The sequence below is a fragment of the Devosia sp. Micro-HW1 genome, assembly GCF_056341075.1.
The window spans coordinates 2,613,767-2,633,867 of sequence record NZ_CP094375.1 but is presented as its reverse complement, the minus strand read 5'-3'; the positions used below and the strand labels follow the sequence as shown (position 1 = coordinate 2,633,867).

Below are 20,101 nucleotides of genomic sequence, written 5' to 3'. Positions count from 1 at the left end.
GCGCGCACGCAGCGCGCAAGCCCTCTTCACCCTGCCGGGACCAGTTCGATCACGTCGTGAGTGGATTCAAACTGTGGCAGGGGCAATTCGAGCCGATACCGCACGGGCCCCTCGCCCGGGACACGATAGATGCAGCCCACCTGGTTGCGCTCGGGGTCGGCATCATAGGCCTTTGGCTGTTCGTCGCCATAGTGCAGGGCACCGCGATAGAACACTGCCTCACCCGTAGGGGTCAGGTCCCCCGAAAAGCGCTGCGAGCCGCTGGTCTTGTCGATACGGGTGCCGTCCCGGGAAATGGTGCAGCCGAAAAACTCATAGGCGGTCAGCGGCAGGAGGCCGCCCAGCTTGATGGTGCGGCAGCGATATCTTCCGTCGGGAATGGCGTCGACAGAGCGATCGCCAGCGGCAAAGAGGCCGGCAACCAGCGCCCGGTCATCGGCCGAGGGGGAGAGCAGAGCTTCGGCCAGGCCCTGGGAGCGGGCGCGGAAAAAATCGAAGATCCGGTTCGAATCCGCTTCGCTGACGGTGACGCCCGACGGCGGGTCGCAGGCCAGGGTCGCTGCGGGCTGCAGGGCCAGCAGGCCCGCCATGGTCAAAGCCAGCATGCGTCTTGAGCGGGCAGACATGGGAAATCTCCGTTTTGCCATCTGGCAGGGAACCATGCACGTCCCTGCACCCTTACTCAAGCTCACCCAGTACGGAGGATGCCATGCCCGAAATTCTCACCGACCGAGAAGCCATTCGCCAGTGGGTGGCGGCGCGCGGCGGCAATCCGGTGCTCATGGATATTCCGGACGGCAGCAAGACGCGGACCGTGCTGCAACTGTCCTTCGGGCAGGATTCGCTCAATGCCGACAATAACCAGGGCCCTGACCGGGTCGGCGGCTTCCAGCTGGTGAGCTGGGAAGAATGGTTCACGGCGCTCGACCAGGGTCACCTGGCCCTCAAGGTTTCCGACGATCCCGCCGGCGGCAACGAAGCCGAATACGAATTCGTCGAGCGCGACTAATCCTTCGAAAAGGCCGCTATGCCCTCGGCATCGGCCGCCTCTTCGAGGGCTTCCATATCCTCGTCGGAAAAGCCGAAATGGTGCCCGAGTTCATGCACCAGCACATGGGTGACGATCTCGCCCAATGTGTTGTCGTCATGCTCAGCCCAGTAGTCGAGAATGGCGCGGCGGTAGAGATAGACCGTATTGGGCAACTGGCCAGTCTGGGGCACGGCCCCGTCTTCGGTCATGCCGACGCCGGAGAAGAGGCCCATGAGCTCGAAGGGGCTTTCCATGCCAAAGCCTTGAAGAATGTCATCCTCGGCGAATTCGGCCACCGAGCAGGTGACGTCGGCCGCCAGGGATTTGAAGGGCTCGGGCAGATTGGCCAGGGCGTCGATCGCCATGGCCTCGAAATCGTCGAGACTGGGGGCGTAGCGGTCGTGCCAGCCGTTATCTGAATGGCCCATCCAAAGCGTCTCCATACCATCGTCATTGCCCGGCTTGTCCGGGCAATCCATGTCTCCGCGAGCGCTAAAGGATGGATCACCGGGACAAGCCCGGTGATGACGTCAATCCAGGGGCGGCCCCTTTAGCGCCACTCGCGGATATCGACGAAGTGGCCGGCAATGGCGGCAGCAGCGGCCATGGCGGGCGACACGAGATGGGTGCGGCCCTTGAAGCCTTGGCGGCCTTCGAAATTGCGGTTCGAGGTCGAGGCGCAGCGCTCGCCCGGCGCCAGCTTGTCGGGGTTCATGGCCAGGCACATCGAGCAGCCCGGTTCGCGCCATTCGAAGCCGGCATTCTTGAAGATGACATCGAGGCCTTCGGCTTCCGCCTGCGCCTTCACGAGGCCCGAGCCGGGCACGATCATGGCCGAGACATGGCTGGCGACCTTGCGATCCTTGATCACGGCGGCGGCGGCGCGCAGGTCTTCGATGCGGCCATTGGTGCAGGAGCCGACAAAGACGCGATCGAGCTTGATGTCGGTGATCTTGGTGCCGGGTTTCAGACCCATATAGTCCAGGGCCCGCCACTTGGAGGCGCGCTTGGTCTCGTCCTGGATATCGTCAGGGTTGGGGACTTCGCCCTGCACCGAAATGACGTCCTCGGGCGAAGAGCCCCAGGAGACGATGGGCGGCAGCTTGGCGGCGTCGAGGATGACGACCTTGTCGTAATGCGCGCCTTCGTCGGTTTTGAGCGTCTTCCAGTAGTCCAGCGCCATATCCCAGGCGGCGCCCTTGGGGGCGCGCGGACGGTCCTTCACATAGGCAAAGGTGGTCTCGTCGGGGGCGATCAGGCCGGCGCGGGCGCCGCCCTCGATGGTCATGTTGCAGACCGTCATGCGGCCTTCCATCGACAGCGAGCGGATGGCTTCGCCGGCAAATTCGACGACGTGGCCATTGCCGCCGGCGGTGCCGATTTCACCGATAATGGCGAGGATGATGTCCTTGGCGGTGACGCCGGGCGGCAGCTGGCCATCGACACGCACCAGCATGTTCTTGGCCTTTTGCTGGATCAGCGTCTGCGTCGCGAGCACGTGCTCGACTTCCGACGTGCCGATACCATGCGCCAGGGCGCCGAAGGCACCGTGGGTGGAGGTGTGCGAGTCACCGCAAACGATGGTCATGCCCGGCAGTGTAAAACCCTGTTCGGGGCCGACGATGTGCACAACGCCCTGCCTGACGTCGAAGGGGTCGTAATATTCGATGCCGAAGTCACGGGTGTTTTCCGCCAGGGCGGCGATCTGGATGGCGCTTTCCGGGTCCGGATTGGGCAGCGAGCGGTCGGTGGTGGGCACGTTGTGGTCGACAACCGCCAGGGTGCGCTCGGGATGGCGGACCTTGCGGCCGTTCATGCGCAGGCCCTCGAAGGCCTGGGGGCTGGTCACTTCGTGCACCAGGTGCCGGTCGATATAGAGCAGGCTGGTGCCATCGGCATTGTTCTGGACCAGATGGTCGTCCCAGATCTTGTCGTAGAGCGTGCGGGCCTTGGTCATTACAGTCGGTTCCGGGGCAGGAATGAATATTGGACAGGTTCTAAGCCCAAGCCGGGGCAGGGGTCAAGCACAACCGTACTCACGGGTACGGCAACGCTCAGGTGGCCGGGGCGTCGCGCAGCGTGCCGATGGCGAACAGGCCCGCAAGGCTGGTATCGAGCCCGATGCGATAGCGGCACCACAGGGCAATGCCCAGCTGGGCGATGACGCGCGAGCCCATGTTGAGCGCCGCGGCGCCGACCAGACCCCAGACCGGGATGACGAGGATCTGCAGCAGGAAGCCGATGCCCATGACGGTGCCGAAAATGGCGACATAGGGGCGTTCGTGACCGGTCATCATCATGACGATCTTGGAGGGGCCGGTAATGGCGTCGAACAGAAGGCCGAAGGAGAGCAGCATCAGGATCAGCCGGCCATCGGCATAGGTGGGGCCGAACAGGCCCAGAATCTCGGTGCCGAACAGGCCGAAGACGGCGAAAATGCCGAGCGAGAACACGAACCCCGCCCAGGAGCACAGCGCGGTGATGGCCTGGGCCTTGCGCATGTTGCCGGCGTGAAACTGCTCGGCCACCATGGGGGCGATGACCAGTTCGATGGCGAAGGTGAACAGCGTCATCAGTCCGGCCGTGCGGAAGGCGTTGAAATAGAGGCCCGAGCTTTCAAGGTCGAGCATCAGGCCGACGAGGATCACATCGGCATTGAGGGTGAAGGTTTCGATGAGGGCGCCCAGCAGCAGCCATTTGCTGAGCCCGCCCCATTTGCGCCAATGCGTTGCGATCGGGGCGATGCGGGGCATGATGGCATAGCCGCGTCGGGTCGCCATCCACATCTGCAAGCCCAGAATCCCCAGCAGCAGCCCCGCCGACAGCGCCAGCGCGTCGGGGCCGCTGAGCACCACGCCGAGCGAAAACAGCGCCAGGACCAGCGCCGGCAGGGCCAGGCGCCAGAAAATGTCGCGCGGCAGCAGCGCCGTCCAGAGCGAGCCCTGGGCGCGCAGCGCCGAGGAATTGTATTCGGACAGGGCCAGCGGCAGGATCAGGAAGGCTGCGCCGATAAAGTGCATGGCGGTCACGCCGGGCGCGAGGAAGGGCATATAGGCCAGCGTACCGAGGCAAAGCAGTGCGGCGATGAAAAGGCTCGCGCCGATGGTGATGCCCGAGCCGGAAGCCAGCGCATCGACGGCCCCGAACGCGTCGCCCTTGCTGCGCTTCTCCGCCCAGAGCCGCAGAATGGCCGTGGGCTGGCCGGCGCCGGCCAGAATGGCCAGCACCGTGGCCAGCGACAGGCCGAAGGCGAAATGGCCGTATTCGTCAACGGTCTGGGTGCGCGAGAGCACCACATAGGTCAGGTAGGTGAGGCCCGCCGTCGCCACCTTGATGCCGAGAGACCCGACCGAACGCAGCAGCCCGGCTTGCAACAAGCCGCTGAGATCGCTGGGTATCCTGAAGCGCATCGTTTCGCTGTGTCCCTTGGCGCCGCATGGGAAGACGGTGCCGCCAAGTGCACTATGCCATGTCCGCCCTTAGGAAGCTCTTACCTGCCTCCCGGGCGGTTAATGACATTTTCGTAAGGTCGAACCCGCGGGCAAGCGCAAAGCAATACCGGCACGCTCAGTGCCGGAAATGGCGCATCCCGGTCATCACCATGGCAATGCCGGCGGCATCGGCAGCGGCAATCACCTCGTCGTCGCGCATCGAGCCACCCGGCTGGATGACGGCGGTGGCGCCGGCGGCGACCAGCGCTTCAAGACCATCGGCAAAGGGGAAGAAGGCGTCGGACGCAACCACCGACCCTTGGGTCAACGCGCCCTCGAGCCCGGCCGCCTGGGCCGCGTCGATGGACTTGCGATGGGCGACCCGGGCCGAATCCACCCTGGACATCTGCCCGGCGCCGATACCGGCCGTGGCACCATCCTTGACGTAGATGATGGCATTGGACTTGACGTGTTTTGCGACCTTGGCGGCGAGTTTGAGGTCCACCAGTTCCTGTTTGGTCGGCTGGCGCCGGGTGACTACCTTGAGGTCGCAATCGTCGACATTCTTGTTGTCGCGGCCCTGGACCAGCAGACCGCCGGCAACCGATTTCACCAGCAGACCCCCGGCCTTGGGATCGGCGAGGCCGCCGGTCAGCAGCAGGCGGAGATTCTTCTTGGCGGCAATGATGTCCTGCGCTTCCGGCGTGGCTGACGGCGCGACGATCACCTCGGTAAAGACCTTTACGATTTCCGTGGCGGTTTCGGCGTCGATCTCGCGGTTGGTGGCGACAATGCCGCCAAAAGCCGAGACCGGATCGGTGCGCAAGGCTTTGAGGTAGGCGATCTTGAGATCACCGGCCACGGCCACGCCGCAGGGATTGGCATGCTTGATGATGGCGACGGCGGCGGTTTCGGCGGGGTCGAATTCGCTGACCAGCTCGAAGGCCGCGTCGGTATCGTTGATATTGTTGTAGGAGAGCGTCTTTCCCTGCACCTGGGTGGCGGTAGCGACGCCCGGACGGTTTTCGCCGGTTTTGTAGAAGGCAGCCCACTGGTGCGGATTTTCGCCATAGCGCATGACTTCGCTCAAAGTGCCGGCAAAGCTGCGATAATTCACATCGGCAAAGTCGATCTCGCGCGCGAACCAGTTCGAAATGGCGCTGTCATAGGCGGCGGTGCGGGCATAGGCCTTGGCCGCGAGGCGCTGGCGCATGTCGTAGGGAATGCCGCCGGCCTTGATGGCCTCGAGAATGGCAGGATAGTCGGCCGGATCGACGACAACGGTCACAAAGGCATGGTTCTTGGCCGCCGAGCGCACCATGGCGGGGCCGCCAATATCGATGTTCTCGATGATCTCGTCATAGCTGGCGCCGGAGGCGACGGTCTTTTCGAACGGGTAGAGATTGACCGCGACCAGATCGATGGGGCCGATCTCGTGTTCGGCCATCGAGGCCTGGTGCTGCGGATTATCGCGCACCGAAAGCAGGCCCCCATGCACCTTGGGATGCAGCGTCTTGACCCGGCCGTCCATCATTTCCGGGAAACCGGTCAGGTCGGAAATGTCGCGTACCTTGAGGCCCGCTTCATGGATCAGCTTGTGCGTTCCCCCGGTCGAGACCAGCTCGACGCCGGCTTCGGAAAGCCCCCGCGCAAAATCGGTCATCCCCGATTTGTCGAATACCGAAAGCAGTGCCCGCCCGACTGTTACCGTCTTGCCCATGGGAATCTCGTCTCGCCGTCAATGGAGGAATTTCGCGCGCTCGCTAGCACGAGACGGCGCAAAGGCCAATCTTTTTGCGCGGGCTGTAGGCGATGCCTTCCCCCTCGTCACCACCCGGCTTGACCGGGTGGTCCAAGCCGCCGCGAGGTGGATTGCCCGGTCAAGCATGTCCTCGGGCGGGACCCGGGGGCCGGGCAATGACGAAAGGTGGGATAAGCCGGGGCCCAGAAAGACTACTGCTGTTCCAGCGTAAAGATCCAGGCGATCTCGGTGTCTTCGGCGATATTGGTTTCGAGCACCAGCTGGCGCGTGCGGTGGAAGCCGAGATAGGCCGACTGGCGGACGCTGTCCTCCTCGCGGCACTGCGCCCCTTCCCAGAGGAAACTCCAGATCGCGCCATTGGGCAGCACCAGGCGCACGATGCCATCCCCGGCATTGCGTTTGACGCTAATGCCCGGGGCCAGGTGGAAGCGCAGGGCCAGAAGTCCCTGCGGCTCTGCCGTGGCGATGATGCGGTCCTGTCCGACCAGGGTCGTGCCTTCCGACAGGAGGGTCAGCCGGCGCTCGACTTCCGCTCCGAAGCGGCCGGCATAGCCGGCGCTGGTCATGGTCAGCATATGCTCGCTGGTTTCGAGCGCCATCGGTCTTTTCGGCTGGCTCCGGCCGCGATGCTGGGCGGCGCCCTCGGCGTCGATGCTGGGTGCCGAATGGGCAATGGCCTGACGGAACAGGGCCTGGCTTTCCGGCAGGTCGGACGGCGCAGGGCCGCAGGAGCCGACGATCAGCTCGCTGCCATGGGCAAATTCGAAGGCGAGGGCCCCATCATGGGCTTCGGCATCAAAGCCCGGAGGCGGGCGCAGCCCGCTATCGCCGATGATGACCGCTTCGCCGGCCCGGACAATGCCGTAGCCACCCAGGAGTCGCGAGCGGCGCGAGGCCGAGGGACCATTGGCCTGCACCGCCACCAGCACGTCATGCGGCACCTGTCCGCAGCCGTTGAAATAGACCGGCTCCCCGCTGGACAGGGTCAGCGCATCGAGCGCTTCATGCATGCGGTCGATCCGGTTGGCCAGTTCTGACATGGCCGGACTGCCATGCCGGCCCACGGCACGCCGCAGGCTTGCCAGTTCCACCAGAAGCGCCAGTTGCAGCTTCGGATTGCGTGAGAGATGCAGGCCGTCGCTGTCGAGCTGCCGGCCCAGGAGGGCCTCGAGCCGGGCCACATGCGTATCGATGTCCGGCACGTCGCCAATGCTGCAGACCTCGGCCCCGAGCAGGCCGATGGCAGCGAACAGGGCTTCGACTGCATCTGTGGCCAGTGCGCCGCGCACGCGCAGGCTCTGCACCTGGGTGGAAAGGCTGCGCTGGATGGTGCGCGCCTGGTCGGGGGTGGCGCCGTCCATCACCAGGGTCAGGTGCCGGAGCCAGTTGAGCACCCGCTGGGCCGTCAGGGTCAGGGTCCAGCTATCGGCCTCGAACTGGCCCTCGCGGCCGATCCAGTCGAGCACCAGCGTCCGGGCAAACAGTTTCTCGCCGGGGTCGCGCACGTCGCGAAAATGCCGCAGCCAGGAAAAGCTGTGCAGGTTATTCCACCAGTCGGGGTGGTCCACATCGAGCGAAAAGGGCGAGGCGCCGCCGGTTTCGAAGAGTTTCGAAGCCAAGAGGTAGCGGCCCGACATCATGTCGCGCACCGCCTCGCGGTCGGCCGGGCGGAAGTCTGGCAGGTCACCGGCATAGGCATTGTCGGTCTGGCCGCGCCAGGTCCAGCGCAGCAGCGGCAGTGTCACTACCGAATCAGCCAGGCCCAGCGCGACGCGCCGCCCGGTCGAAACCAGTCGCTCGCTCACGCTTGCCCTCCCGCCAGCTGCGGAAGGGCGTTCGTCCCGCCCAAAGCTGAAGTCACCGCCACTCTACCTCGTCGGCCGTTCCTGTGCCGGCCCGCACTCGCTATTGCCCTTTAGCCTGTTCGCTTGAATCGCGCCACGAAGAACCCGTCCATCCCGCCATGGCCACCACCCGGCGTCATGCCCGGATGGGTGCGCACCAGGCCCGCAGGCGTCACTGCCTGTTCGAGACCGGGCAGTTCGCCCTTGGCAATCGGGCTGCGTTCGAGGCCCGGCAGGGCCTCCAGCGCCCAGCCGACCTGGTCTTCACCCTCGGCGGCCTCAAGCGAGCAGACGCAGTAGATCAGCGTGCCGCCCGGCGCGAGGCACCGGTAAGCATTGGCCAGAAGGGCGCGCTGCAGCCGCACCCGGCCGGCAATGTCGCTGGCCGAACGGCTCCAGAGCACTTCGGGATGGCGGCGGAAAGTGCCGGTGGCCGAGCAGGGGGCGTCAAGCAGCACGCCGTCGAACGCGGCGGTCGGGCTGAAAGTGGCGGCGTCGGCTTCCACCACGGCCGGGTCATAGCCCAGCCGCGCCATATTGGTTTTCAGCCGCTCCAGCCGGCCGGCATCGCTGTCGAGCGCGGTGACCTTGTAGCCTGCCTTGCTCAGCTGCGCGGTCTTGCCGCCGGGCGCGGCGCAGAGATCGAGCACGGCGCTGCCGGGTTTGAGACCGAGCAGGCGGGCCGGCAGGGCCGAGGCGGCATCCTGTACCCACCAGCGTCCCTCGTCAAAGCCGGGCAGGGCTTCCACCGGCCGGTCGCGGCTTTCAAGGCGCACGGTGTCGGCCATGAGGCGGTCCGCGCCCAGGGCGGCGACAAGGTCGTCATCGTCGTCACGCAAGGTCAGGTCGAGCGGCGCGCCTTCGACCAGCGCATCGGCAAAGCGGGAGACCGCTTCCGGGCCATAGGCGGCCGTCCATCCGGTGGCGAGGGTTTCGGGCAGCAGCAGGGCTTCGTCCATCAGTCCATAGCGGGCCGAATTGGCCTGGGCCCGGCGCAGCACGGCATTCATCAGGCCCGAGAGATGGCGGGCCTTGGTGTCGCGCTTGATGGCTTCGACGGCGAGGAACAGGGCGCTATGGGCGCCGAGGTCGGGCAGGAAGACCAGCTGCCCCAGCGACAGGCGCAGCACCGCTTCAAACGTGCCCGACTTGGCCGGCATGCCCTTGTCGAGCAGGTCGGTGAGCATGGCATTGATCTGGCCGTGCCGCCGGAGGGCGGTGGTGATCAGCCTATTGGCGAGGGCGCGGTCGCGCCCATCGGCCAGATCGGAACTTCCCAGCGGAGCGAAATGCTCCCCAGCCAGAACAGCCTTGAGCCGCTGGGCAGCGGCGAGGCGGAGCTTGAGCCCCGCCGGTTCGGTGCGTTGCGCCAATTCGTCAACTCAGTTGCGGCAGGGCGCCGGTGCGGCGATGCCTTCTTAACCCCAGGGGCCCCGGACATTCCCGTCATCTTCGGTGCGTCCGGCGGTCGGTACACGCCAGCCGCCGCCGCTGTCGCGGCCGCTCGAAGCGGGGCGCGGGCGGGGCTGGGGCCTGCGTCCCTTATCGTCCACGCTCATCTCGGCGGCAAGTCTTTGCAGGGCTTGAATGCGGTTGCCGGTGTCGGGATGGGTGGAAAACAAGTTGTCCATGCGCTGCCCGTTGAGCGGATTGACGATATACATATGGGCCATGGCCGGGTTGCGCTCGGCCGCCACATTGACCTGCCGCCCGGCCAGGGTGGCGATCTTGTTCAGCGCCGAGGCCAGCGCCAGCGGGTCGCCCGAGATTTCCGCGCCATCCTTGTCGGCCTCATATTCGCGGGTGCGGCTCACCGCCATCTGCACCAGCATGGCCGCGACGGGGGCGAGGAAAACCATCAAGAGCGCGCCGACACCGCCCAGCGGATTGTCGCGGTTGTTGCCGCCGCCAAAGAACAGGCCGAATTGCGCCAGTGCCGAGATCGCACCGGCCAGGGTCGCCGTCACCGTCATGGTCAGGGTGTCGCGATTCTTGATATGGGCCAGTTCGTGCGCCACCACGCCCGCCACCTCGCGCGGCTCGAGCTGGCGCAACAGGCCCGCGGATACGGCAACCGCGGCATTGTTGGGGTCGCGGCCGGTGGCAAAGGCGTTGGGCTGGTCGGTCTCGATCACATAGACCGCCGGGGTCGGCAGCCCGGCGCGCCGGGAGAGCACATCGACCATGTCATAAAGCTCGGGCGCGCGGGAGCGCTCCACCGGGACGGCATTCTGCATGCGCAGCACCATCTTGTCCGAATTCCAGTAGGCAAAGAGATTGGTCGCCGCGGCGAACAGGAAGGCAATCATCATGCCGCCGGTGCCGCCGATGAAATACCCCACTGCCATGAACAGCGCCGTCATCCCGGCCAGCAGGACAAAGGTGCGGAAGGCATTGAACATTGTCGAACCCCTTGGGTTGGATCTTATCGCCAACTATGTTGTGTGCACACAGGTTCCGCGCAAGCGGCATGACGAAATGGTAATGGAATGGGCGATGAGTGACGACACCGATCCTGTCGAGCCGATCAAGCCGAAAGTGCTGACCCCGGCGGCGCAGCGGGCGCTGGCCGAAGCCGAAGCGCGGCGCAATGAAATCGATGCGGCTACATCGATGGCGCCCAAAGAAAAGGGCGGCCGCGGCGGGCTGGAACCCGGCCGCTATGGCGACTGGGAGATCAAGGGCCTCACCAGCGATTTCTGATTTTTGGGCCGCAATCTCACCCCACCCACGCAGCCGTCCTCGCGCTCGACGCGAGGACCATACGTCACGGCGCAACGTTCATGTCGTTGTGGGAGGCTCCCGGGTCAGGCCCGGGGGCGGAACTGTGGTTTGGACAATCGTTTCGTTAGTCCAAGAGCTTCGGACCTCAGCCGGGGAAGAAGTCGGTGATATTGTAGCCGGCGGCCGAAACCGCAAAGGTGGTCGCGACGGTGATGATCGAGGCGAGCAGGGCATATTCGATCAGGGTGATCAGCCGCTGCTGGCGCAGGTGGGATAGAACGCGACGCAACATACAGGTCTCTTCCGGTCTACGAAGACGGCGTCACCATGCCGTCAACAAGATGAATACAAGCTGAACGCCATCAACCCTTGAGCGATTCAAGGGCTGGAAGCAATTCACTTTCAATGGCTTGCGGCGTCAGCGGACCGACATGCTTGTAGACGATGACCCCATCGGCATCGACGAGGAAGGTTTCCGGCACGCCATAGACGCCCCAGTCGAGGGAGACGCGGCGGTCGCGGTCGCTGCCCACGGCGTCGTAGGGATTGCCCAGTTCATCGAGGAAGGCGACGGCATTTTCCGGGGCGTCGGAATGGTTGATGCCAAAAAGGCGTACGCCGGTATCGGTCTTGAGCCCCTCGAGCAGCGGATGCTCGTCGCGGCAGGGAATGCACCAGGAGGCAAAGACGTTGACCACTGTGGGTTCGCCGTCGAGGGCTGCAGCGTCAAAGCCCGGCACGTCGAGCCCGGCCACGGCAGGCAGGGAAAATTGGGGCACCGGCTTGTCGATCAGCACCGAGCGGACGAGGCTCGAATCGCGGTCGATCGAGGTGGCGAAGACCGCGACCAGCGCCACCAGCAGGATCAGCGGCAGGGCAAAGAACAGGTAGCGCATCAGCCGCGTCTGTCCCCGAGCTCGGCAAGCCGCGCCTTGACCCGGCGGCTGTCGATGACGACCCAGAGCACGAGAGCGGCGAGCCCGAGAAACACCCCGGCATAGGCGGCGATGATGAACTGGGCATGCTGGCCGAGATCGATCATGCGCTCTCTCCCCGTGCGGCCTTGCGTTCCAGCGTCGTCACCCGGCGGCGGCGCACTTCGGTGCGCATGGCCACCAGCTGCAGCGTGATGAACAGGAAGGTGAAGGCAAAGAACATGACGAAGAGAGGGGTCAGGATCGAGCCGGGCATGGTGGGCCCGTCGGCGCGGAAAACGCTGGCCGGCTGGTGCAGCGTCGACCACCAATCCACCGAGAATTTGATGATCGGCACGTTGATGGCGCCGACCAGGGTAAAGATGGCGACGACGCGGGCGGCGCGCAGCTGGTCGTCAAAGGCGCGCCACAGCGCCACGATGCCGAGATAAATGAACAGCAGGATCAGGGTCGAGGTCATGCGCCCGTCCCATTCCCAGAACGTACCCCAGGTCGGCCGGCCCCACATCGAGCCGGTGAACAAGGCCATGGCGGTAAAGGCGGCGCCCAGCGGCGCGGCTGATTTCATCGACACATCGGCCATGGGATGGCGCCAGACCAGCGTGCCGAGGGCCGAAATCGTCATCGCCCCATAGACGAACTGGCTGAGCCAGGCCGTGGGCACATGCACATACATGATGCGCACCGTGTCGCCCATCTGGTAGTCGGCCGGCGAATTGAAGAAGGCGAACCAGAGGCCGGTCGCAAACAGGGCCGCGGTGATGGCCACCAGCGGCCAGATCAGCGGCGTGGTCCAGCTCACGAACTGGCCGGGATGGGCCAGCCGGTTCCACCAGCTCATTTTGGGTGTGTCTTGGATGCCGTCAGAATTCATGGGGGCGCTCTACTCTTCTCCCCAGTCTATCGCAAGCGCGGCCGCAAAGGGAGAGAGGGCCAGCGCTATGAGACTGAGTGCCGCAAGGAACAGCATGGCGGCGCCGGCCTGGTCCGGTCCACCCAGGGGCGCAATGGCGCCGACGCCAAAGATCAGGACCGGCACGCAGAGTGGGGCGATGAGGATGGGCGCCAGGAGCCCGCCGCGCGGGATCGCTACGGTCACGGCTGCGCCAAAGGTGCCGAACGCCGCCAGGGCCGGGGTGCCGAGCAGCAGCGACCAGATGGTCCGCCAGAAGGTCTGCATATCCATGGCAAGGATCAGCGCCAGAAAGGGTGAGGCCACGATCAGCGGCAGAGCGGAGGTCAGCCAGTGCGCGATCACTTTTGCGGCAACGACGCTCGCCATGGACATGTCGGCCAGCCGGTAAAGCGCCAGCGTGCCCTCGTCGCGGTCGGGGCGAAACAGCCGGTCGAGCCCCAGGAGCATGGCGAGGAAGGCGGCGATCCAGATGACGCCGGGGGCGATGCGGGCCAGCAGCTCCCGGTCGGGTCCCACCGCAAAGGGCACGATGGCCCCGACAATGATGAAGAACAGCAGCAGGGTGAGGATGTCGCCCCCCCCAGCGAGGGCCAGCCGCAGGTCCCGCCGCAGCACGCTCAGAAAACCGCTCATGCTGGCCTGCCCATGGCGAGCGTGGCGAGACCGTCGACTGCGATGGGGTCATGGGTGGCCATGATCGCCATGCCGCCCGCAGCGAGGTGCTCGGCGAGCAGGGTTTCGAGCAGGACCTGCCCTTCGCTGTCGAGGGCGGCCATGGGCTCGTCCAGCAGCCAGACCGGGCGGCGCGAGACCAGCAGCCGCGCCAGGACCAGCCGTCGCTGCTGGCCGGCCGAGAGATAGCCGGCATCGAGTTGGGCAATTCTGCCCAGCCCGACGCGGTCAAGGGCCGCCATCGGGGAGAGTCCGGTGCGACCATTGATATCGGCCCAGAAATCGAGCGTCCGGCCGACATTGAGGCGGGGACGCACGGCATTCCTGTGCCCGCAATGATGCAGAGCCGGCCCGTCATCGGGGTCGTGACCGGCCAGCGCGACGCCGCCCGAGAGCGGGGCGAGGAGGCCGGCCAGGGTCAGCAGCAGGGTGGATTTGCCCGCGCCATTGGGGCCGCGCAACAGGAGCCCGCTGCCTGCGGGCACGGCAAAGCTCAGACCGCTGGCCAGCACGGTCTCGCCATAGCCCACGGCAAGGCCTTCAGCCTCAAGAGTTAATCGGCGATGGACTTGCCCTTCGATCATGACCCCATCTCGTATTGGACCCATGGTGGAACTGGCAAGGGCTCTGGTGATTGACTATACAGGGTGAGCTTAGAGTCATTCCAGAAAAGCGCGGTCCTGCAGGCCCCGGAACCGGAAGCGGCCGCGCCCCCAGAGCAGCATGAAGGGCGGAGCATCGTGACCTCAATAGACAGCTTCAAGTCGAAATCGACCCTCACGGTCGGTGGCCGGACCTATACCTATTACTCCATCCTCGAGGCCGAGAAGAACGGCCTGACCGGTGTCTCGAAACTGCCCGGCTCGATGAAGGTGGTGCTCGAAAACCTGCTGCGCTTCGAGGATGACCGCACGGTCACCAAAGCCGATATCGAAGCGGTCGCCGCCTGGCTCGTCAGCCGCAGTTCCGAACACGAAATTTCCTATCGCCCGGCCCGGGTGCTGATGCAGGACTTCACCGGCGTGCCGGCGGTCGTTGACCTCGCCGCCATGCGCGACGCCACCGCCAAGCTCGGCGCCGATCCGCAAAAGATCAATCCGCTGGTGCCGGTCGATCTCGTCATCGACCACTCGGTGATGGTGGACAGCTTTGGCACGCCCCTGGCCTTCGCCCAGAATGTCGAGCTCGAATATGAGCGCAATGGCGAGCGCTACGAGTTCTTGCGCTGGGGCCAGTCGGCCTTCGACAATTTCCGCGTCGTGCCGCCCGGCACCGGCATCTGCCACCAGGTCAACCTCGAATACCTGGCCCAGACGGTCTGGACCCGCGAGGAAAACGGCGAAACCGTCGCCTATCCCGATACGCTTGTGGGCACCGACTCGCACACGACCATGGTCAATGGCCTCGCCGTGCTCGGCTGGGGCGTCGGCGGCATTGAGGCCGAGGCGGCCATGCTCGGCCAGCCGATCACCATGCTCATTCCCGAAGTCGTCGGCTTCAAGCTGACCGGCAAGATCAACGAAGGCATCACCGCCACCGACCTTGTGCTGACGGTCACCGAAATGCTGCGCAAGCAGGGCGTGGTCGGCAAGTTCGTCGAATTCTACGGGCCCGGCCTTGACTATCTCAGCCTCGAAGACCAGGCCACCATCGCCAATATGGCGCCCGAATATGGAGCCACCTGCGGCTATTTTCCTGTCGATGCCGATACGCTCAAATATCTGTCCACGACCGGCCGTGATCCCGATCGCGTGGCCCTGGTCGAGGCCTATTCGCGCGCCCAGGGCATGTTCCGCGAGACCGCGACGCCCGATCCGGTCTTTACCGCCACGCTCGAGCTCGACCTTTCGACGGTGGTCCCGTCGCTCTCGGGTCCGAAGCGCCCGCAGGACCGCGTGGCTTTGAAGGATGTGTCCGCGGCCTTTGCCGCTGCCCTGCCGGAACTGTCGGGCGGGCGCATCGAGCGCACGAAACTGCCCGAGGACAGGCCGGAAAGCCGCTATGTCGACGAGGGCGCCACGGGCGTGCACGACATTCCCGAAGAGGCGGCCTTCCCGGTCAGGGGCACGGACTATCACATCACCGATGGCTCGGTGGTGATCGCGGCCATCACCTCCTGCACCAATACGTCCAACCCTTCTGTCCTGGTCGCCGCCGGCCTCGTTGCCCGCAAGGCGCGGGCGCTGGGCCTCCAGTCGCAGCCCTGGGTCAAGACCTCGCTGGCACCGGGCTCGCAGGTGGTCACCGATTATCTGACGGCTTCGGGCCTGCAGGCCGACCTCGATGCCATGGGCTTCAACCTTGTGGGCTATGGCTGCACCACCTGCATCGGCAATTCGGGGCCGCTGCCCCAGGCCATTTCCGACACGATCAACGAGAACAAGCTGGTCGCCGCCTCGGTGCTGTCAGGCAATCGCAATTTCGAGGGCCGCGTGAACCCGGATGTGCGCGCCAACTATCTCGCCTCGCCCCCGCTGGTCGTCGCCTATGCGATCCTGGGCACGCTCAATGTCGACATCGCGACCCAGCCGCTCGGCATGTCGAAAGACGGCAAGCCCGTCTATTTGAAGGATATCTGGCCCTCCAACCACGAGATTGCTGAAATCGTGCGCCAGCACGTCCATGCCGACATGTTCCGCGCCCGCTATTCAGATGTCTTCAAGGGCGACAAGCACTGGCAGGGGATCGCGGTCGAAGGCGGCGAGACCTATGGGTGGAATTCTGCCTCCACCTATGTGCAGAACCCGCCCTATTTCGAGGACCTGACCATGGAGCCCAAGCCGGTGACCGACGTGGTCTCGGCGCGGGTGCTGGCGCTGTTCCTCGATTCGATCACCACCGACCACATTTCCCCGGCCGGCTCGTTCAAACCCGCAACCCCGGCCGGAAAATATCTCATCGAACGCCAGGTGGCGCCCAAGGATTTCAATTCCTACGGCGCCCGCCGCGGCAATCACGAGGTGATGATGCGCGGCACCTTCGCCAATATCCGCATCAGGAACATGATGCTCGATGGGGTCGAGGGTGGCTTTACCAAGGGGCCATCAGGCGAGCAGATGCCGATTTATGACGCGGCCATGGAATATCAGCGGGCCGGAACGCCGCTCGTCATCTTCGCCGGCAAGGAATATGGCACCGGCTCGTCGCGCGACTGGGCGGCCAAGGGCACCAACCTGCTCGGCGTCAAAGCCGTCATCGCCCAGAGTTTTGAGCGTATCCATCGCTCCAACCTGGTGGGCATGGGGGTCATTCCCCTGCAGTTCAACGACGGTGAAAGCTGGCAGAGCCTTGGTCTCGATGGTAGTGAAACCGTCGATATATCAGGGGTGGAAGGCATTGAGCCGCGCGCTACGGTGCCGGTCAGAATCACCCGCGCCAATGGCGACGTGCTCACGATCGAGACCCGTTGCCGCATCGATACGGCCAATGAGCTCGATTATTTCCGCAATGGCGGCATCCTGCACTATGTGTTGCGGAGCCTCGTCGCCGCGTAAGCACTGCTTACATTGTCTCTACTGGCGGCCCTCTGTGGCCGCCATCTGCTTTAAGTTTTCCTCAAGCACGATGTCATCCCGGCGCAGGCCGGGATCCAGGTCAGTGGCTTTCCACGAGCACCATCGTCGCGAATGGCCGGCGCATGGATTCCGGCTTTCGCCGCAATGACGCATTGGTTGAGGCAATGTCGTGCCCAGGCGCTGTGCCCTTGCCGCCACGCCGTTTACCGTTCAGCCAGCTTCACCCGTATTTGACTAGGCAAGCTTTGAAAGCCCGGCTTACAAAGACGGCCATGTTTCTTCGCCGTTTTTCCGGTCTCATCGCCGCGCCTCTGTTCGTCCTCACCCTTGCGGGAGGTGCGCTGGCCGAAGGCGTGTCCCAGCCCAGGGCCGTGGTCGAGCTGTTCACCAGCCAGGGCTGTGCCTCCTGCCCGCCGGCCGATGCGTTGCTCACCAGCCTTGCCGAACAGGGCGACGTGGTGGCGCTGGCCTATCATGTCGACTACTGGGACTATGTGGGCTGGGAAGATACCTTTGGCGACAAGGGCTTTTCCGACCTGCAGCGCGGCTATGCCCGCAATTGGGGATCATCGCGCATCTTCACCCCGCAAATGGTGGTCAATGGCGCCCAAGGCGTTGTCGGCTCCAAGCGCGCCAAGGTGCAGGCGGCGCTGGCTTCGGCCACCTTGCCGCTGGAGGTGGCCCTGTCGGTGCAGGGCGACATGCTCAAGATCGACATTGCCGCCGATGCCAGCCTCGAAGACGCCAGCATCTATCTCGTGCGCTATCTCGACCGGGCGGAAGTCAGTATCGAGAAGGGCGAGAATGCCGGCAAGTCCATGGTCTATACCCAGGTCGCGGTCGACCGGCAGGTCGTGGGCATGTGGGAAGCGTCCGAAGGCGCGCAGCTGAAACTGCCGCTCGACAGGCTGGCGCCGGATAGCGAGGGCGGTGTCGCCATCCTGATCCAGCAGGAGAAGAACGGCCTGCCGGGCCACATCCTGGGCGCGGCCACCTATTCCTTCTGAGATCTGCCGCTCAAGAAAGACGCCCGCTCCGGGGGCGGAAGCGGGCGTAAATGACTTTGGGTCAACTCAAATAAGGTGTGGCTGGCAGTCGCGCCTTCGGTTTGGGGGCTCGGACAGCCCGACTGCCAGCCACTGGAGGCAATGGTTGAAGATTGCTGAGGCAATGGGGCGCGGAGAGGGACAAATCATGGCCGAATTGGGGAATTTCGCGCAGGCTTGCCAAGGCCGGCGAATGGGCCGATCATGACCGCGTTATGACAAGGTAGAGCGCGTGCAGGGTCCCCCAGACGAGAGCCGAACCAATCTGGCGCTGGTGCATGTGGGCGAGCCCGCAAGCCAGCCAAACCGGCCCGTCCAGCCCATCGTCGCCTTCGATCGCCGCGAGCTGATGCAGATCCTTTCCGTCTATGGCCGCAAGGTCGGGACCGGCGAGTGGCGCGACTATGCCATGGACTTTCTCAAGGACCGGGCCATGTTCTCCATCTATGCCCGCGTCTCGGAACGCCCGCTCTACGTGGTCGAGAAAAACCCCAAGCTGCGCAACAAGCAGGGCCAGTACATGGTCACCAACCAGCAGGGCCGGATCCTCAAGCGCGGCCAGGACCTGGCGCAGGTGCTGCGCGTGCTTGATCCTGATCTGATGGTCGTGGGTTAGGTTTTTCACCCGCCGGACCCGATCAATGTTGTGACCGGATAGGCTCCATTTCTAGCCGCTCGATTGCGTCGCCCATCGTCATTGCCCGGCTTGACCGGGCAATCCATCTTGCCGGCGTCTCGTATGGACCACCCGGTCAAGCCGGGTGGTGACGATGCCCAGGAAGTCGGGACAAGTCGCTAGAGCGCCTTCTGCAGGTGCACGATGTCGTGCCAGCGGTCGAATTTGAGGCCGACCTGCCTGTAATAGCCGACATGCTCGAAGCCGAACTTTTCGTGGATGGCAATCGAATTGGCGGTGTCGGCGGTGATCACGGCCAGCATCTGCCTGAAGCCAAAAGCCTTCGATTGCGCGAGCAATTCGGTGAGCATCAGCCTGCCAAGGCCCCGCCCGGTTTCCGCGGGGTCGAGATAGATCGAATCCTCGCAGGTGAAGCGATAGGCGGCGCGGGGGCGGTAGAAGCTCGCATAGGCATAGCCCACGACCCTGCCTTCGCGCTCGGCGATGATGACCGGATGGCCGAGCTTTTTCAGCCCCGCATATTTTTCGGCCATCGCTTCTTCGCCCGGCGCTTCGGTATCGAAGGTGATGGCGGTGTGCTCGACATAGTGCCGGTAGATGGTGGTGATGGCCGGTATATCGGACCAGGCAAAGGGGCGCAGAAGCGTGTCGGACATGGCTGTAAACGAAAAGAAGGGACCGCAGCCCTTGTAGGCTGCGGTCCCCGATGTCGTCCAACCAATTTCCTTGATCGCGTGATCAAGGATTTCAGGGATGCTTACTCGCGATTGCCGAACAGGCGGAGCAGCATCATGAACAGGTTGATGAAGTCGAGATAGAGCGAGAGCGCGCCCATGATGGCATTCTTGGCCATCACGTCGGCACCGTAGTGCTCGGAATAGCTTTCCTTGATCTTCTGGGTGTCATAGGCGGTCAGGCCCGTGAAGATCAGCACGCCGACAACCGAGATCACGAAGTCCATCATCGAGGACTGCATGAAGATATTGACGATCGAGGCGATGATGATGCCGATCAGGCCCATCATCAGGAAGTTGCCCATGCCGGTCAGGTCACGCTTGGTGGTGTAGCCGTAAAGGCTCATCGCGCCGAACGTGGCGGCGGTGATGAAGAACACCTTGGCGATCGAAGCACCGGTATAGACCAGGAAGATCGACGAGAGCGACAGGCCCATAATGGCCGCGAAGGCCCAGAATACGGCCTGGGCAGCGCCCACGCTGAGCTTGTTGATACCGAAGCTGAGCACCAGCACGAAGGCCAGCGGGGCCAGCATGATCACCCAGGACAGCGGGCTGCCGAACAGCAGAGCGCCCCACTGGGTCACATAGGTGCCGTTCTCGAGCTGGCCGACAGCGGCGGACGGATCCGCGGTGATGGCAGCCTGCGCCGCGAAGAAAGCGACAAGACCAGTGATGACAAGGCCGAGGCCCATATAATTGTAGACGCGCAGCATATAGCTGCGAAGACCTTCGTCGATGGCTACGGCCGAGCCGGCCCGCGCACCGAGGGTCTGACGGTCATATTCAGCCATTTTCAGGTTCCCTTTCCCAAAGAACGAAACGCGGTCTGTCACCGCAGGTGGGCATTTGGCA

21 protein-coding genes are annotated in these 20,101 nt (G+C 64.4%); 5 read left to right on the top strand and 16 right to left on the bottom strand.

Annotated elements, in window-relative coordinates; translation table 11 throughout:
* Nucleotides 1-26: 26 nt before the first annotated feature.
* Nucleotides 27-626, bottom strand: a complete 600-nt coding sequence (locus MQW79_RS12595) for a DUF4893 domain-containing protein (RefSeq protein ID WP_476584819.1) — start codon at nt 624-626, stop codon at nt 27-29.
* A gap of 83 nt (nt 627-709) precedes the next feature.
* Here MQW79_RS12595 and MQW79_RS12590 point away from each other — a divergent pair, with 83 nt between their 5' ends.
* Nucleotides 710-1,009 carry a hypothetical protein gene (locus tag MQW79_RS12590; protein WP_476584818.1) on the top strand — a complete coding sequence of 100 codons (300 nt, stop codon included), beginning with the start codon at nt 710-712 and terminating at the stop codon, nt 1,007-1,009.
* Here MQW79_RS12590 and MQW79_RS12585 read toward each other — a convergent pair.
* From MQW79_RS12585 to htpX, 7 genes are all read right to left on the bottom strand, one after another.
* Nucleotides 1,006-1,458, bottom strand: coding sequence for a metallopeptidase family protein (locus tag MQW79_RS12585; protein WP_476584817.1), 453 nt, complete (start codon nt 1,456-1,458; stop codon nt 1,006-1,008). The two genes, MQW79_RS12590 and MQW79_RS12585, sit on opposite strands and share 4 nt — an antisense overlap.
* A 122-nt stretch (nt 1,459-1,580) precedes the next feature.
* Entirely contained in the window at nt 1,581-2,987 is a 1,407-nt protein-coding gene (gene leuC, locus MQW79_RS12580) for a 3-isopropylmalate dehydratase large subunit (RefSeq protein ID WP_476584816.1), read from the bottom strand.
* Between the two features lie 97 nt (nt 2,988-3,084).
* On the bottom strand, nt 3,085-4,440 hold the full coding sequence (locus MQW79_RS12575; protein ID WP_476584815.1) for a lipopolysaccharide biosynthesis protein: 1,356 nt from the start codon (nt 4,438-4,440) through the stop codon (nt 3,085-3,087).
* A gap of 157 nt (nt 4,441-4,597) precedes the next feature.
* Nucleotides 4,598-6,181, bottom strand: a complete 1,584-nt coding sequence (gene purH / locus MQW79_RS12570) for a bifunctional phosphoribosylaminoimidazolecarboxamide formyltransferase/IMP cyclohydrolase (RefSeq protein WP_476584814.1) — start codon at nt 6,179-6,181, stop codon at nt 4,598-4,600.
* 233 nt (nt 6,182-6,414) lie between these two features.
* Complete coding sequence (locus tag MQW79_RS12565) at nt 6,415-8,028, bottom strand: heparinase II/III family protein (protein ID WP_476584813.1); 1,614 nt, start codon at nt 8,026-8,028, stop codon at nt 6,415-6,417.
* Between the two features lie 110 nt (nt 8,029-8,138).
* Nucleotides 8,139-9,440 (bottom strand): RsmB/NOP family class I SAM-dependent RNA methyltransferase, encoded by a 1,302-nt coding sequence (locus MQW79_RS12560; protein ID WP_476584812.1) that lies wholly within the window; start codon nt 9,438-9,440, stop codon nt 8,139-8,141.
* A gap of 45 nt (nt 9,441-9,485) precedes the next feature.
* Nucleotides 9,486-10,469, bottom strand: coding sequence for a zinc metalloprotease HtpX (gene htpX, locus MQW79_RS12555; RefSeq protein WP_476584811.1), 984 nt, complete (start codon nt 10,467-10,469; stop codon nt 9,486-9,488).
* Between the two features lie 94 nt (nt 10,470-10,563).
* On the opposite strand from htpX, the gene MQW79_RS12550 reads away from it, so the two are divergent.
* Nucleotides 10,564-10,770 carry a DUF1674 domain-containing protein gene (locus tag MQW79_RS12550; protein ID WP_476584810.1) on the top strand — a complete coding sequence of 69 codons (207 nt, stop codon included), beginning with the start codon at nt 10,564-10,566 and terminating at the stop codon, nt 10,768-10,770.
* Nucleotides 10,771-10,936: 166 nt separating this feature from the next.
* Here the strand turns inward: MQW79_RS12550 and MQW79_RS12545 are convergent, their stop codons facing one another.
* From MQW79_RS12545 to ccmA, 6 genes are all read right to left on the bottom strand, one after another.
* Nucleotides 10,937-11,083, bottom strand: coding sequence for a Flp family type IVb pilin (locus tag MQW79_RS12545; RefSeq protein ID WP_476584809.1), 147 nt, complete (start codon nt 11,081-11,083; stop codon nt 10,937-10,939).
* A gap of 70 nt (nt 11,084-11,153) precedes the next feature.
* Nucleotides 11,154-11,687, bottom strand: coding sequence for a DsbE family thiol:disulfide interchange protein (locus MQW79_RS12540; protein WP_476584808.1), 534 nt, complete (start codon nt 11,685-11,687; stop codon nt 11,154-11,156).
* Nucleotides 11,687-11,833 carry a heme exporter protein CcmD gene (gene ccmD, locus MQW79_RS12535; RefSeq protein ID WP_476584807.1) on the bottom strand — a complete coding sequence of 49 codons (147 nt, stop codon included), beginning with the start codon at nt 11,831-11,833 and terminating at the stop codon, nt 11,687-11,689. The genes MQW79_RS12540 and ccmD overlap by 1 nt, the downstream gene beginning before the upstream one ends.
* On the bottom strand, nt 11,830-12,600 hold the full coding sequence (locus tag MQW79_RS12530) for a heme ABC transporter permease (protein ID WP_476584806.1): 771 nt from the start codon (nt 12,598-12,600) through the stop codon (nt 11,830-11,832). The genes ccmD and MQW79_RS12530 overlap by 4 nt, the downstream gene beginning before the upstream one ends.
* A 9-nt stretch (nt 12,601-12,609) precedes the next feature.
* Complete coding sequence (ccmB, locus tag MQW79_RS12525) at nt 12,610-13,275, bottom strand: heme exporter protein CcmB (RefSeq protein ID WP_476584805.1); 666 nt, start codon at nt 13,273-13,275, stop codon at nt 12,610-12,612.
* On the bottom strand, nt 13,272-13,898 hold the full coding sequence (gene ccmA, locus MQW79_RS12520; RefSeq protein ID WP_476584804.1) for a heme ABC exporter ATP-binding protein CcmA: 627 nt from the start codon (nt 13,896-13,898) through the stop codon (nt 13,272-13,274). Before ccmA ends, ccmB begins: the two co-directional genes overlap by 4 nt.
* Nucleotides 13,899-14,051: 153 nt before the next feature.
* On the opposite strand from ccmA, the gene acnA reads away from it, so the two are divergent.
* The 3 genes from acnA to MQW79_RS12505 all read left to right on the top strand — a co-directional run bounded on the left by acnA (nt 14,052) and on the right by MQW79_RS12505 (nt 18,491).
* Entirely contained in the window at nt 14,052-16,808 is a 2,757-nt protein-coding gene (gene acnA / locus MQW79_RS12515) for an aconitate hydratase AcnA (RefSeq protein WP_476588229.1), read from the top strand.
* A 293-nt stretch (nt 16,809-17,101) separates the two neighbouring features.
* Nucleotides 17,102-17,836: a DUF1223 domain-containing protein gene (locus MQW79_RS12510; protein ID WP_476584803.1), complete on the top strand. Its 735-nt coding sequence runs from the start codon at nt 17,102-17,104 to the stop codon at nt 17,834-17,836.
* Between the two features lie 271 nt (nt 17,837-18,107).
* On the top strand, nt 18,108-18,491 hold the full coding sequence (locus MQW79_RS12505) for a DUF2794 domain-containing protein (RefSeq protein ID WP_476584802.1): 384 nt from the start codon (nt 18,108-18,110) through the stop codon (nt 18,489-18,491).
* A gap of 179 nt (nt 18,492-18,670) precedes the next feature.
* Here MQW79_RS12505 and MQW79_RS12500 read toward each other — a convergent pair whose 3' ends face one another.
* The gene (locus tag MQW79_RS12500) at nt 18,671-19,168 is read right to left on the bottom strand and encodes an N-acetyltransferase family protein (protein WP_476584801.1); all 498 of its coding nucleotides are present in this window, start codon (nt 19,166-19,168) and stop codon (nt 18,671-18,673) included.
* A 101-nt stretch (nt 19,169-19,269) separates the two neighbouring features.
* Nucleotides 19,270-20,040 carry a Bax inhibitor-1/YccA family protein gene (locus MQW79_RS12495; RefSeq protein ID WP_476584800.1) on the bottom strand — a complete coding sequence of 257 codons (771 nt, stop codon included), beginning with the start codon at nt 20,038-20,040 and terminating at the stop codon, nt 19,270-19,272.
* Nucleotides 20,041-20,101: the final 61 nt, after the last annotated feature.